Consider the following 13,817-nt stretch of genomic DNA (forward strand, 5'->3'; position numbering starts at 1 on the left):
GTGCGTCATGAGCTCGCCCCGATCAGCCGGGCGCGCACCATCCGGCCCTGCTCCCCGGCCGCGCCCTCGGTGTCGAAGGGGGTCGCGAGCACCAGCGCCGCCGCGCCCTGGGCCCAGGAGGTGTCGTCCCAGCTCTCGACCTCGATCTCGATGTCGCGGCGGCCCGGCATGAGCTGGCGGCGGACCGCTTTGTCGAAGCCGTCGCGCCAGTAGGGCCAGTGGGCCGTGCCCTCGCCGAGGACCACGACCACCTCGGGGTCGACGACGTTTATCAAGCCCGCCGTCGCCCGGCCGAGGATCGTACCGGCCTCGGCGAAGACCTCGCGGGCGCGGGGATCGGACCCGGCCAGGGCGCCCAGTTCGTCGACCGTCATCACGTCGAGGCCGCGTTCGCGGGCCGAGGTCACCAGGCCGGCCGCGCCGACGACGGCCTCCAGGCACCCGTACGCCCCGCAGCCGCACAGCGGTCCGTCCACAGCGACCGGGACGTGCCCGAACTCGCCGGCGCCGCCGCGCGCGCCCCGGTAGACCCGGCCGTCGGCGACGATCGCGGCGCCGACGCCGCGCCCTATGGTCAGAACGAGGAAGTCGCGGTGGGTGCGGCCCCGGCCGTAGAGGCGCTCGGCCACGGCCAGCGCGTTGACGTCGTTCTCCAGCAGGACGGGAAGCTTGAGGCGGCGGCGGAGGCGGTCGCCGACCGGCATGGCCTGCCAGCCGAGAGTGGGGGCGTTGCAGGTTCCGACGGCCTGGTCGTCGACGCTGCCGGGGACGCAGACCCCGACGCCGAGCAGGGGAGGGACCTGGTCCAGCACGCCGGCGACGGCCTCGGCCAGCTCGCCGAGCGCGTCGGGGGAGGAGGGGTCGAAGGGGCTCTCCCAGGAGCCGAGGACCTCGCCGTCGAGGCGGACCTCGACGATGACCAGGTGCTCGGCGGTCACCTTCACGCCGAGCGCGCGCCCGGCCGAGCCGACGAGGCCGAGGCGCTGGGCGGGGCGTCCGCCCCGGGACGGCTGGAGGTCGAGTTCCTCCAGCATGCCCGCCGCCATGAGGGCCTTGGTGAGCTGGGTGACGGTCGCGGGGGAGAGGTCGAGCTCCTTGGCCAGCTCGGTGCGGCTGAGCGGCCCGACCGTGCCGAGCAGGGCGAGGATCGCCGTCCGGGTGAGGTCACCTCGATCGGTCGCAGCCATCGGGCTCACTTTCTTTATTGGTAAAGTTAGTCCCGAAATATGGCTGCTCAGCAAGGTACTGTCAAGACTCCGAAACCAGATCGAAACCTGTTCAGTGGCGGGTGCAGGGACGCACGACGGCGATCGGGCAGCGGGCGTGCCGGAGCACCCGGCGGCTGACCGACCCCATGACGGTCGACCCGGCCCGGCCTCGGCCGTGGGAGCCCACCACGACCAGGTCGGCCTCGCGGGAGGCGTCGACCAGCGCCTCGACCGGGTGCGCGGTGCGCAGGTCGTCGAAGACCGGCAGGGCCGGATAGCGCGTGCGGTGCCGGGCGAGCTGGTGGGTGGCCACCGCCCGCTGGCCCGCGCGGACGGCGTCGACGTCGATCGTGATCTCCGGGGCGTAGCCGTGCGACGGGAGGGTCCAGGCGTTCAGGGCGCGGATCCCGGCGTTGTACCGGCTGGCGTGCTCGAAGGCGTAGGAGATCGGGTCCTGGCAGTCGGCCGCCTCGTCCAGGCCGATCACGACCTCGCCGACGCGGCGGCGGGGCCGGTCGCGGACGATCACGACCGGGCCGGCGGCGTGCCCGGCGAGCTGCATGCTGACCGATCCCAGAATGCTCCCGGCGGTCCTGGCCATGCCCCGGCTGCCGAGCACCAGCGCGGCCGACTCGTCGGCCATCCTGCGCAGCACGTCGGCCGGCCGGCCCTCGGCGTTCTCCAGCCGCATCCCGAGCCCGGGGCTCCGGTCGCGCGCGGTCTTCTCGGCCTCGGTCAGGATCCGGGAGGCCAGGTCCGCGAACTGGTCGTCGAGCGCGGAGGCGTCGACGAGCCGGTACGGGTACCGGTCGATCACGTGGACGATGCGCAGCATCGCCCCCCGGCGGGCCGCGTCGTCGGCGGCCCACTCGACGGCGGCCAGCGACGGCGGCGAGCCGTCGACACCGACTGTTACATCCCTCATGACTCCCCCTTGGGTTTCGCCCTGTCCTCCATGACAACGCTTGAGCTGGGCAAATACCCAGGGTCGAAAGTCCCTAATAGGACAAAGAGGGACTTTGGTCCCTACCTGGCCAGAAAAGGGATGCATAGGTTGAAGACATGATTCGTGTCTTCCTTGTGGACGATCATGAAGTCGTGCGGCGCGGTGTGGCGGCCCTGCTGGAGGCCGAGGACGACATCCGCGTCGTGGGCGAGGCCGGATCGGTCGCGGCGGCGATCACGCGCATCCCCGCGCTCCGGCCCGACGTGGCGGTCCTGGACGTCCGCCTGCCCGACGGCAACGGCGTGGACGTCTGCCGCGAGGTCCGCAGCGCCGTCCCCGAGCTGCCGTGCCTGATGCTGACCTCCTATGCCGACGACGACGCCCTGTTCCAGGCCGTGATGGCCGGGGCCTCGGGCTACGTCCTGAAGCAGATCCACGGATCCGACCTGGTGGGCGCGGTGCGCGCGGTGGCGGGCGGCCGGTCGCTGCTCGACCCGAAGGCGACCACGACCATGCTGCGGCGGCTGCGGGAGGGGACCGCCCGCCGCGACCCGCTCGCGGCCCTGACCGACCAGGAGCGCCGGATCCTGGAGCACATCGGCGAGGGCATGACGAACCGGCAGATCGGCGACCAGATGTTCCTGGCCGAGAAGACGGTCAAGAACCACGTCTCCCGGCTGCTGGGCAAACTCGGCATGCAGCGCCGGACCCAGGTGGCCGTCTACGCCGCCCGGATGCAGTCGGACGGTGTCTAGCTGAGGGGGACCTGCCACAGCAGGTGGGTCCCGCAGCCCTCGCGGGGGGCGGCCTCGAAACGGCCGCCGAGCATCTTCGCGCGCTGCTCCAGATTCCGCAGTCCGCTGCGCCGCCCGTGGGCCGGCAGGCCGACGCCGTCGTCGTCGACGGTCAGGACCACCTCGTCGCCCGCCTCCAGTGACACCTCGACCCGGTTGGCCGCGGCGTGCCGGACCACGTTCGACAGCGCCTCGCGCAGGACCGCCAGCACCTGGTCGCCGATCTCCTCGGGCACGCCGTAGTCGAGCTGCCCGTCCAGCCGCAGCACCGGCCGGAACCCCAGGTCCCCGTACGTCTTGTCGATCAGCTCCGCCACCCGGGAGCGCAGCCCCGACTCGTCCGGCCCCAGCGGGCCCTGGAGGGCGAAGATCGTCGCCCGGATCTGCCGGATGGTCGCGTCGAGCTCGTCCACCGAATGGCGCACCCGGGCCGCCGCCTCGGGGTGCTCCACCAGCCGGACCGTGCTCATCAGGGTCATCGCCACCGCGAACAGCCGCTGGATCACCACGTCGTGCAGGTCCTTGGCGATGCGGTCGCGGTCCTCCAGCAGGTTGATCCGCTCGGCGTCGCGCCGCGTCTCGGCCAGTTCCAGGGCCACGGTGGCCTGGGCCGCGAAGGACGTGAGCATCTCCATCGACGACGCGCCGAACGGGATCCGGCCCGGCCGCTTCCCCAGGCCGAGGACGCCGCGCACCGATCCGGCCGAGCCCAGGGGGATGGCGGCGGCCGGCCCGATGGGCAGGCCCCGGATGGTCTCGTACCCGGCGGCGGTCATGTCGGTGACGAAAAGGGCCTCTCCGGTCTTGTAGGCCTTGCCCGCCAGGGACGTGTCGAGTCCGACCTCGCCGCCGATCAGCTCGCCGATCCCTTCGGCGACCAGCGCCCGGAGCGAGGTGCCGCCCTCGACCGGGAAGAACACCAGGGCGGTGTCGGAGTCGGCCATCTCCTTGATCCGCTTGGCCACCTGGGCCAGGACGTCTCCGGGCCCGGCTCCGGAGAGCAGGCTCGTGGTCACGTCGGCGGTGGCCTGCAGCCAGAGTTCCCGGCGGCGGGTCTCCTCGTACAGGCGGGCGTTCTCGATCGCCACGCCCGCCGCGGTGGCCAGGGCGACGACGACGGCCTCGTCCTCCTCGTCGAACTCGCCGCCGCCGCGCTTCTCGGTCAGGTAGAGGTTGCCGAAGACCTCGTCGCGGACCCGCAGCGGCACGCCCAGGAAGGATCCCATCGGGGGGTGCCCGTCGGGGAAGCCTTGGGACTCGTCGTGGTCGGCGATCCGCGACAGCCGCAGCGGTCTCGGCTCCTTGATGAGCTGGCCCAGCACGCCCAGGCCGTGGGGCCAGTGCTCGATCCGGGCGATCTCCTGCTCGCTGAGGCCGACGGGGAGGAACTCCACCAGCGTGTGTTCGTCGCCGATCACGCCGAGGGCGCCGTAACTGGCGTCCACGAGGCGGGTGGCGGTCTCGACGATGCGCCGCAGCACCGTCTCCAGTTCGAGGTCGCCGCCGATGAGGACCACGGCCTCCAGCAGGGTGTGGACCCGGTCGCGGGTGGCGAGCACGGCGTCGAGTCTCGTCTGGAGCTCCGAGAGGAGTTCGTCCAGCCGCATGCTTGGAATCAATGGACGGGACATAATCCCATCCTGCTTCCCTTATATGGACATATCGCCCAATCTTGGGTCAGTAGATCCATTGAACCGAGGGGCCCAGCCGATGGGCGGTCCAACCGACCGTCAAGCCACGTCGAGGTCCGATCTTGCGCCGCCGCCCCCGGGGAGGGATCTTGCTGGGGTAACCCGATCTTCCTGAGGAGACCCCACGATGCTGCCTCTCCACCTGCGCCGCCAGGGATTCGAGCCCGATCCCGAGCTGACCGCCGTCCGCGAGCAGGAGGGCCTGACGCGGGTGCCCACCCCCTACGGCCGCGACGCCTGGCTGGTCACCCGCTACGACGACGTGCGTGACGTGCTCAGGAACGCCGAGCTGTTCAGTTACGGCCACGGGATCAACATCCCGCCGATGAACGAGGAGCAGACCAGACGCCTGAAGGCGGGCGCGCTGCTGATGATGGACCCGCCCGACCACACCCGCTTACGCCGCATGCTCACCCCCGAGTTCACCATGCGCCGCATCCGCCGCCTGGAACCCCGGGTCCGCGAGATCGTGGCCGCCCACCTCGACGAGATGGAGCGCACCGGTCCTCCCGCCGACCTGGTCGCCGGGTTCGCCACCCCGATCCCGTCGCTGGTCATCTGCGAGCTCCTCGGCGTCCCCTACGCCGACCGCGACGGCTTCCAGGCCCGCAGCCGCGCGGCCCTCGACTTCAACCTGGCCCCGGAGGCGCGCGGCCGGGCGCAGGTGGAGTCGTCCGCCTACATGGGCGAACTGGTCGCCCGCGCCCGCGTCGAACCGGGCGACGACCTGCTCGGCATGCTGGTCAGGGAGCAGGGCGACGACGTGACCGACGTCGAGCTGATCGGCCTGGGCGGCCTGCTGCTGCTCGCCGGGCACGAGACCACCGCCAGCATGATCGGCCTGGGCACCCTGGCCCTGCTCCGCCACCCCGACCAGCTCGCCACGTTCCGCGAGGACCCCGCCAGGGTCGACGGCATGGTCGAGGAACTGCTCCGCTGGCTCACGATCATCCACGCGGGCGCCGTCAAGGTCGCCACCGCCGACACCGAGCTCGCCGGGGTGAAGATCGCCAAGGGCGACGCGGTCGTGGTCTCCCTCCCCGCCGCCAACCGCGACCCCGCCCTCACCGAGAACCCCGACGTCTTCGACGTCACCCGCCCCGAGGTGGCCCACGTGGCCTTCGGCTACGGCGCCCACCACTGCATCGGCGCGCCGCTGGCCCGTATGGAGATGCGCATCGCCTTCCCCGCCCTCTTCGACCGCTTCCCGGACCTGCGCGAGGCGGGCGAGCCGGAATTCCGCTCCTTCAACGCGGTCTACGGCCTCACGAAGTTCCCGGTGGCGTGGTAAAAGCCTCTTTCTCCGTTACGGCTCCGCCCACCACGGCCCCGCCCGCCGTCGCCGGCGCGGGCGGCGGCCCGGCGCTCCTCAGCCGCTCGGGCGGGCGCCGTCACCGGGGGACGCGGGCCGTCTCGACCCAGACGGGCGGCGGCGGGGCGTCCAGGCCGATCAGGGCGGCGATCAGGCGGCAGGACTCCGGCTCGGCCGGCCACGGCGTGTGCCCGTCCGTCAGGACGATCACCACGTTGGGCCGGTCGGGCCCGGCCAGGGCGGCGGCGATGCCCACCCGCATGTCGGTGCCTCCGCCGCCCGCCAGCGTCACCTGGTCGGCGGAGGTCACCCGCGAGACGGCGTGGACGTCGGCGTCGCAGGCCAGCACCGTCACCCGGTTGCCGTGCACGCCGACCTCCCGGAGCACCCCGGTCACCTCGGCCAGCGCCGCCGCCAGCTCGTCGTCGCCCATCGACCCCGACGTGTCGACCACGATCGCCACCCGGGGCAGCGGACGCCGCAGGCTCGGCAGCACCACCCCGCGCATGGCCGCCGACCGGCGCGAGGGGCGGCGGTAGGTGTAGTCGACCGCGCCGCCCGCCCAGGCGACCGCCTCCCGGACCGCCCCGGTCAGCACCTGCCGCCAGTCGACGACCGGTTCGAGCACCTGCTCGGCCCAGCGCCGCCACCCCTCCGGCAGGGTGCCCCGGCCGCGCCGGTGGGCCCGCATCGCCTCGGCGGTGTGCCGCCGCAACGACTCGGCCTCGACCGGCCCCACCACGGGCGCGCCCCCGGCGACCTCCCACGGCGAGGGCCTGCCGTGGGCCCCGGAGCCGCAGTCGAGAAGGTGGTCGTGCGGCGGCAGGGCCGGCACGTACTCCTCGAACAGCCGCCCCGGCTCCAGGCCGAACAGGCGCGGCTCCATCCGCCCGGCGGGCAGCGGGAGCCGGTCGGCGAGGAGGTCGTCGTTGATCTCGCAGTCCTGGGCGATGTTCACCCTGGCCCGGTCCCGCTGGTCGGCCGGGGGCAGCCGCCCGGCCCGGCCGTGGTGGTCGCGCAGCAGGTGGGCGACCTCGTGGATCCAGACGGCGGCCAGCTCGCCGACGGGCGTGGCGTCGACGAAGGCGGGGGAGACGTAGCAGCGCCAGTGCCGGTCGACCCCCATGGTGGGCACCTGCGCGCTGGGGACGATCGAGAGGGCGTACAGGGCGGTGGCGAAATAGGGCCGGTCGGTGGCCGCCCGGTACCGGGCGGCCAGCAGCTTCACCCGGTCCACGGCCGGCTCACAGCGCGCCCGACAACTGGAGCAGGTCGATGAAGGCGTCGATGCCCGGCGGCACCGGCCACGACAGGTCGCGCATCGCGGCCAGGTCCATCGCGGCCCGCGCCGCCACGTCGGGGACGCCCGCGTCCACCGCCTTGGCCAGCACCGTCCACCCGGCCTCCCAGCGGCGCTGGGTCAGGTCGCCCTGGACGGCCGCCACGACGGCGGTCAGGAAGGCCAGCTGGCGGTCGCCCCGGTCGGGCAGCCGGAAGGCGTCGGGATCGGCGAGCACCCGGTTGGGGTCGGGGAGGTCGAGTTCCTCCAGGTAGGAGATGAGTTCGACGCCCGCGCCGTCGCCCACCGCGCCGACCAGCGCCGCCGCCAGCGCCTCCCGCCCGGTCCCGGCCGCGTAGGCGACGGCGAGGAGCTTGAGGGCCATCTCCCACGTGCGCGGCGACGGCCACGCCCCGCCCCGGCTCTCCGCGTCGGCGGGCAGGTGGTGCACCAGCCCGGGGCGGGCGGTGAGGAAGCCCGACACCGCGCCCCGCGCCCGCGCCACCGCGCCCGAGACCCGGGCCGGGTCGACAGCCGGGACGCGCGCCGCCGGCCACGTCCCGGCCAGGCCACGGGCGACCGTCGCGGGGTGGTGGGTCCAGCGGAGATGGACGAAGCGGTTGGCCAGCGGCGGGCTCAGGTGCCAGCCGTCGGCCGCGCTCGACGGCGGGTTCGCGGCGGCCACGATCCTGACCGGCTCCGGCAGCGTCAGGCTGCCGACCCGCCGCTCCAGCACCACCCGCAGCAGCGCGGCCTGCACGGCGGGCGGCGCGGACGACAGCTCGTCGAAGAAGACCAGCCCGCGCCCGGCCGCGCTCATCCGGACGGCCCAGTCGGGCGGCGCCATCGGCACGCCCGTCACCGCCGGGTCGTCGCCGACGATCGGCAGCCCGGCGAAGTCGGACGGCTCGTGCACGCTCGCGATCACCGTCTCCAGCGGCAGCCCGAGCCCGCCCGCGAGCTGCTCCAGCCCGGCCGACTTGCCGATGCCCGGCTCACCCCACAGCAGCACCGGCAGGTTCGCCGACACCGCCAGCGCGAGCGCCTCCAGCTGGGCGCTGGCGGCCGGTTCGGTCCGGAAGACCCGCAGCCGCCGGTTCAGCTCGTCGGCCGCGGCCAGATCGTCGGTCATGCCTCGTCGTCTTCCTCGTCCTCGTCGTCGTAGCTCTCGTAGTCGAGGCCGATGCCCGGGTGGTCGCGGTCGATCTCCGCGCGGAGGGCGGCCAGGTCCCTGCGCCTGCGGCGGCGGATCAGGTCGGCCAGGGACCAGCCCTCCCAGTCGGTCACGTCGATCCTGGCTCCGGCGGCGCGCAGGGCGTCCACCAGCGCGGGGGTGCCGTAGGCGGCGACCGCGTGGTGCAGCGGGGTGCGCTCCCGGTAGTCCTCGGCGTTCACGTCGAGGCCCGCCGCAAGGAGGCGGGGGAGCAGGCGCTCCCAGTCGACCAGGTGCAGGACGTGGAGGAGGGTGCGCTGCCGCCCGTCGCGGACGTGGGGGTCGACGCCCGCGTCCAGGAGGCGGAGCACGGCCTCGGTGTCGCCGTGCTGGGCGTGCGTGAACAGGGCGCGCCGCTGGAAGCGGAGCTTCCTGGGCAGCCTGCCCAGGCCGGTGGTCCAGGACTGCTGCACGGCGAAACACCCGGCCACCGCCCCGCCCAGGGCGCGCATGGCGCGTTCGCGGCGCTGCTCGTCCTCGTCGTGGGGGAGCTGGAGGGCGCCGCCGCCGGAGACGACCTCGTGCCAGCCGCCGCCACACCGCACCCGCACCGGGACGGGCGGCTTCGGTCCCCGCGGGCCGGACGCGACCGGCGGCAGATCGGGGAAGAGGGCCGCGCGGACCAGCGGGTGGAGCTCGTCGGGGGTGAGCAGACCGGCGCGCAGCAGGTCGAGATCGGGCAGTCGGCGCCAGTAGACCTCGGTCAGTTCGATGTGGGGGCTGTCGGCCCGCTCGCCGACGACCCGCACGGTCAGGCCCGCCGAGTCAGGTTCGAGCAGGATCGTGTACGGCCACTCGGGGCACTCGACGCAGAACCCCTCCTTCACGCCGAGCGCGGTCAGCCGGGCGACCTCCGCGCCCAGCCGCGCCACGTCCAGCGGCATCCTGGCCAGCATCTCCACGTGGCCGTCCTGGCGGGAGCGCCCCGGGACGAGTTCCAGCTTCAGCCCGGCCGCCGTGAACGCCTCCTCGATCCTGCCCGCGAGGTAGAGGGCGGTCGCGTCGCCGCCGCTGCCGCCCCGCTCTCGGAGTTCGGCCGTGCGCCGGGCGTCCCAGAGGTGGCGGGCGGCCGACCAGTCGGCGTGTTCGCCGGCGGAGTCGTCGTCGTAGGGGTCGCCGAGGCGCAGCGTCAGGCGTTGCGGGGCCTCGCTCAGGGAGGGCGTGGTGACGTGGAGCTCCTGGCCGGACCTGTAGCGGGCCAGGGTGATGTGCAGGCGGGTGGCCATGGTCCCGGCGCTGTGGGTGCCCCGGGGCACATGCCAGCGGAGCAGATCCGGCACGAGATGGCGCATGTCCTCGGCCAGTTCGGAAGGCCCGTCGGCCGGGTCAAGGGCGGTGTCGAAGCCGGTGTCGAAGGCGATGTCCACGCCCGCGACGGCGCACGCGCCCCGCCAGTCGCCGGCCAGGCGGCGCTCGGTGGCCTGGGCGATCATCCAGCGGGGGACGGCGTGGCGGCGGGCCTGGTGCCAGCGGCGCAGTTCCTCGCGGGCCGCGTCGACGGTCATCGGTAGAGGCTTCCGATCGCCACCAGGTCGGGGTGGCCGGGACCGGCCGGGCGCAGGCGCGCGGTGAACGACCGCTTGACCTTGCGCGGCAGGCCGGGGCCGAGCCCGACGTACTCCAGGCGGGTGTCCTCGGGGACCCGCGTCAGCAGCGCCTTCGCGCCCCGGCCGGTGAGGCCGGTGTGGCGGAGCTCCAGGCGGCGCAGCGGGCTGCCCGGCAGGGCGGCGGCCAGGGCGTCCGCGCCGTCGTCGCCGGTGGTGTTGGGGGGCGCGCCGAGGCTGCGCTCCGACGGGGGCCGTCCGAGATCGAGGGACTCGATGCCCGCCAGCGCGGCGGCCAGAGCCGTCGCGCCGCGCGGGCCGACGCCGTTGCCGCCGAGGCCGAGCCGCACCGTCCTGGCCGGGTCGACGGCGGCGGCGAGCGCCGCCGCGCCGTCGTCGCCCAGGTGGTTGGCCGGAAGGTAGAGCTCCCGCACGCCCGCCTCGGTGATCAGCGCGGCCAGCAGCGGCGCGGCGTCGGGGCCGAGGCCGTTGCCGCCGAGGAACAGCCGCTCCAGCGGCGTCTCCCTGTTGGTGAGCGCGGTGACCAGCACGTCGAGGGAGTCCAGGGACAGGCCGGTGTTGACCAGGTCGAGGGTGCGCAGTGTGGTGTTGCGGCCGAGCATCGCGGCCAGCGCCCGCACGCCCTCCGCGCCGATCGGGTTGCGCTTGAGCCACAGCGCCCGCACGGTGCCGTCGGCGCTCAGCCGCTCGGCGAGCGCCGCCGTGCCCTCGGGCCCGATGCGGTTGCAGCCGAGGTAGATCGTGCGCAGGCGGTGCCCGCCGGCGAGGGCGTCCGCGACGGCGCGCGCCCCCTCGTCGCCGATCGCGTTGGTGCCCAGCAGCAGGTGGACGGCGTGCGGCGAGGCCGTCGCCACCGGCAGCAACCTGGCCGCTCCCGGCGCGCCGAGCCCCTGCTTGCAGAGGTCCACCCGGCCGTCGGGGCGCAGCGCGCCGAGCGGGAACACCTCGTCGGCCTCGACCGCCTGACCGTCGGCCAGCCGGGTGAGCAGCGGGAGGAGGTCCGCCGCGCTGGCCGGGGGGACGTCGGGGTGCTCGATGGCCGGGCAGCGTACGGGCACAGGCTTCACGGTCACCACTCCACCGGTCGGAAGTCCTTCAGGAAATGTCCGGACAGGGGATGGCCGCCGACCCCCCGGACGATCGGGTCGTACACCCGCGCCGCCCCGTCGACGACGTCGAGCGGCGGCCGGAACCTGCTGTTCGCCTTCTCCGGGTGAGGCCGCTCGTCGGTGCACCACCCGGTGTCCACGCTGTTCATGTGGATCCCGCTCGCGGCGTAGTCGGCGGCGGAGGTCCGGGTGAGCATGTTCAGCGCGGCCTTGGCCATGTTCGTGTGCGGATGCCGGACGGTCTTGTTCTCCCGGGAGAAACTGCCCTCCATCGCCGAGACCTGCACGACGTACCGATCGGGATGCGGCGAGGCCTCCAGCAGTTCCCGCAGCCGCGAGGTCAGCAGGAACGGCGCGAACGAGTTCACCAGCTGCACCTCCAGCCACTCGGCCGCGTCGACCTCGTGCAGCCGCAGACTCCAGCTGTTCCGCTCCCGCAGATCGAGCGGCTGCCCACTCTCGTCGAGCAGTCCAGCGGGAAACAGCGCCTCGACCTCCTCGGCCGAAGGTGACGCGGCCGGCGGGAAGGCGGCCGTGGCGATCGCATCGTCGCTTCGGGCGGCGATTTCGGATCGTGGCTTCGGCGTAGGGCCGACTTGCCGGTCGGTGCTGGTCGTGAGGTGGATGGTCGCGGCCAGGCCCTCCAGGGGAAGGGTCTCGGCCGCCAGGACCTCGCGGTGGTAGGCCGCTGGGCGGCGGATCGTCTGGGCGGCGTTGTTGATCAGGATGTCGAGGTGGTCGAAGCGCTGGTGGACGGTCTCCAGCAGGGCCGCCACCCCCGGCAGGTCGAGCAGGTCGACGCCGTGGACGTGGAGCCGGTCGAGCCACTCGCCCGCGTCCGGGACCGCTGCGAAACGGCGTGCCGCGTCGGCGGGGAAGCGGGTGGTCACCAGGACCTCGGCGCCGTCGCGCAGCAGCTTCAGCGCGGTGTGGAACCCGATCTTCACCCGCCCGCCGGTGATGAGGGCGCGGCGTCCGCGCAGGTCGCAGCGGGCGGTCCGGCGGGTCAGGTTCTCCTCGGCGCACTCGGGACAGAGCAGGTGGTAGACCGGGTGGACCATCCCGTAGACGGCCTTGCAGGTGTAGCAGCGCCGGGTCCCGGCCAGCGGGCGCGGCCCCGCCGGGGAGACCGTCTCGGGTGCGGGCCCGGGGTTCTGGCTGCGGTGCCGTTCGGTCGCGGCGGAGACCAGGTCGTCGTGCTGCCTGCGGTCGGCGTGGCGGGCCGCTTTGCGGGCCTTCTTGCCCGCGCGGTAGACCTGCGCGACGGCTTCCCGGACCGGCGCCCAGCGCGGGTCGTCGGGGTCGGCGGCGCGGGCTTCCGCGAGCACCCGCAGGCAGGTCTCCACGTCAGAACCCACGCGTCCCCCTCCGGCGAAGAAAAATGACACGGCCGACCGGATTCGAACCGGCGTCCTCCGCATCGCATTGGGGCGCGACGACCTCTGCGCTACGACCGTGCCGCCGGAAAGGCTAGCGCACCTGACCGACAATCCGGATCTTGTTCGCGTATCCGGAAAGACGCGACCGGCCTGCTTCCTCCTCCTTCGCGGGAGACGCGTCGACCGGCCGCGGCGCCCCATGCGTGTCCTTCCGGAGATGCCGGACACATGCTGCTTAACCTGGGAAAACAGTTCGGTATTCAGGGGGAAGACCCATGCGCAAATCGCCTCACATCACGTCGCTGGCGAAGGTACGGCCCATGTTCGAGAACGAGCTCGGGTCGATCACCATGGTCGACGAGAAGGTGATGCCGATCCTGGAGCGGCTCTCGCTCAAGCGGCTGGTGCTGGAGCCGGGCGCGATCCGCGAACCGCAGTGGAACGTCAACGCCAACCAGCTCGGCTACTGCGTCTCCGGCACGGTGCTGGTCTCGATCCTGGGCAACGTCGACACCTTCGCGACGTTCGTCGTGGAGGCCGGGCAGATGTACCACGTCGAGTCGGGCGCGGTTTACCACATCGAGAACATCGGCCCCGACCGGGCGGAACTGGTGCTGGCCCTGCGGAACGAGCGCCCGCAGCACTTCTCGGTCCGCGACAGCTTCAACGCGATGACCGACGCGGTGCTCGGCAACACCTTCGAGCTCCAGGCCTCGGCGTTCGCCGCGTTCGACCGGACGCCGGCCCAGCAGATCGTGCGGCGGAACGGGTCGGTCGACGTCCCGGTCAACGCCAGGATGACCAACGCCCGGCTGTTCGACATCGAGAGCCAGGCGCCGGTGCTGACCTACCCCTACGGCGACGCGCGGATGGCGCGCTCACAGTTCTGGGCCGCGCTCGACGACATCTCCATGTACTCGCTGCGCGTCAAGGAGAGCGGGATGCGGGAGCCGCACTGGCATCCGGTCACCGCCGAGATGGGCTACGTCGCCAAGGGCCACGCCCGGATGCGGGTGCTCGACCCCGACCTCGGCCTCGACGAATACCTGCTCGGCCCCGGCGACCTCTATTTCGTGCCGCGCGCCTACCCGCACCACATCGAGGTCATCGGCGACGAGGAGATCCAGTTCCTCATCTTCTTCGACCAGCCGATGCCCGCCGACATCGGCTATCGCGCCACCGCGACGGCCTTCTCACGCGAGGTCCTCGCCGCGAGTTTCGCCATTCCCGAAAGGGAGCTGCCGGAATTCCCCTTCACCCCGGTCGACCCGCTCTTCGTGCCGCGCGTCAATCCGAGCGACCCCGTGAGCAAATAGGGCCA

Annotated in this window: 11 protein-coding genes and 1 tRNA gene; 3 read left to right on the forward strand and 9 right to left on the reverse strand. The window is 73.3% G+C overall.

Features of this window, described 5'->3' with window-relative positions; translation table 11 throughout:
- Positions 1 to 5: 5 nt before the first annotated feature.
- Complete coding sequence (locus AW270_RS00390) at positions 6 to 1,187, reverse strand: ROK family transcriptional regulator (RefSeq protein ID WP_061288930.1); 1,182 nt, start codon at positions 1,185 to 1,187, stop codon at positions 6 to 8.
- Between the two features lie 91 nt (positions 1,188 to 1,278).
- Positions 1,279 to 2,133 carry a universal stress protein gene (locus tag AW270_RS00395; protein ID WP_061288933.1) on the reverse strand — a complete coding sequence of 285 codons (855 nt, stop codon included), beginning with the start codon at positions 2,131 to 2,133 and terminating at the stop codon, positions 1,279 to 1,281.
- A gap of 137 nt (positions 2,134 to 2,270) precedes the next feature.
- On the opposite strand from AW270_RS00395, the gene AW270_RS00400 reads away from it, so the two are divergent.
- Positions 2,271 to 2,909: a response regulator gene (locus tag AW270_RS00400; protein ID WP_061288936.1), complete on the forward strand. Its 639-nt coding sequence runs from the start codon at positions 2,271 to 2,273 to the stop codon at positions 2,907 to 2,909.
- Here AW270_RS00400 and AW270_RS00405 read toward each other — a convergent pair.
- The gene (locus AW270_RS00405; RefSeq protein WP_275477737.1) at positions 2,906 to 4,555 is read right to left on the reverse strand and encodes a sensor histidine kinase; all 1,650 of its coding nucleotides are present in this window, start codon (positions 4,553 to 4,555) and stop codon (positions 2,906 to 2,908) included. The genes AW270_RS00400 and AW270_RS00405 overlap by 4 nt on opposite strands.
- A 211-nt stretch (positions 4,556 to 4,766) precedes the next feature.
- Here AW270_RS00405 and AW270_RS00410 point away from each other — a divergent pair, with 211 nt between their 5' ends.
- Complete coding sequence (locus AW270_RS00410) at positions 4,767 to 5,930, forward strand: cytochrome P450 (RefSeq protein ID WP_061288942.1); 1,164 nt, start codon at positions 4,767 to 4,769, stop codon at positions 5,928 to 5,930.
- A gap of 100 nt (positions 5,931 to 6,030) precedes the next feature.
- On the opposite strand, the gene AW270_RS00415 is transcribed toward AW270_RS00410, so the two are convergent.
- The 6 genes from AW270_RS00415 to AW270_RS00440 all read right to left on the reverse strand — a co-directional run bounded on the left by AW270_RS00415 (position 6,031) and on the right by AW270_RS00440 (position 12,574).
- Entirely contained in the window at positions 6,031 to 7,188 is a 1,158-nt protein-coding gene (locus tag AW270_RS00415) for a vWA domain-containing protein (RefSeq protein ID WP_082801191.1), read from the reverse strand.
- Between the two features lie 7 nt (positions 7,189 to 7,195).
- Positions 7,196 to 8,362: an AAA family ATPase gene (locus AW270_RS00420; protein WP_061288945.1), complete on the reverse strand. Its 1,167-nt coding sequence runs from the start codon at positions 8,360 to 8,362 to the stop codon at positions 7,196 to 7,198.
- Complete coding sequence (locus AW270_RS41680) at positions 8,359 to 9,948, reverse strand: ankyrin repeat domain-containing protein (protein WP_061288950.1); 1,590 nt, start codon at positions 9,946 to 9,948, stop codon at positions 8,359 to 8,361. The genes AW270_RS00420 and AW270_RS41680 overlap by 4 nt, the downstream gene beginning before the upstream one ends.
- Complete coding sequence (locus tag AW270_RS00430) at positions 9,945 to 11,081, reverse strand: leucine-rich repeat domain-containing protein (protein ID WP_245674504.1); 1,137 nt, start codon at positions 11,079 to 11,081, stop codon at positions 9,945 to 9,947. Before AW270_RS00430 ends, AW270_RS41680 begins: the two co-directional genes overlap by 4 nt.
- Positions 11,078 to 12,475 carry an SDR family NAD(P)-dependent oxidoreductase gene (locus AW270_RS00435; protein ID WP_245674505.1) on the reverse strand — a complete coding sequence of 466 codons (1,398 nt, stop codon included), beginning with the start codon at positions 12,473 to 12,475 and terminating at the stop codon, positions 11,078 to 11,080. The genes AW270_RS00430 and AW270_RS00435 overlap by 4 nt, the downstream gene beginning before the upstream one ends.
- Before the next feature lie 27 nt (positions 12,476 to 12,502).
- A tRNA-Ala gene (locus tag AW270_RS00440) sits at positions 12,503 to 12,574 on the reverse strand.
- Positions 12,575 to 12,771: 197 nt separating this feature from the next.
- Between AW270_RS00440 and AW270_RS00445 the strand changes: the two genes are divergently transcribed.
- Positions 12,772 to 13,812 (forward strand): cupin domain-containing protein, encoded by a 1,041-nt coding sequence (locus AW270_RS00445; protein ID WP_061288954.1) that lies wholly within the window; start codon positions 12,772 to 12,774, stop codon positions 13,810 to 13,812.
- The last annotated feature ends 5 nt before the right edge of the window (positions 13,813 to 13,817 follow it).

It is taken from the genome of Herbidospora cretacea, from assembly GCF_001570605.1.
Lineage (GTDB): Bacteria > Actinomycetota > Actinomycetes > Streptosporangiales > Streptosporangiaceae > Herbidospora > Herbidospora cretacea.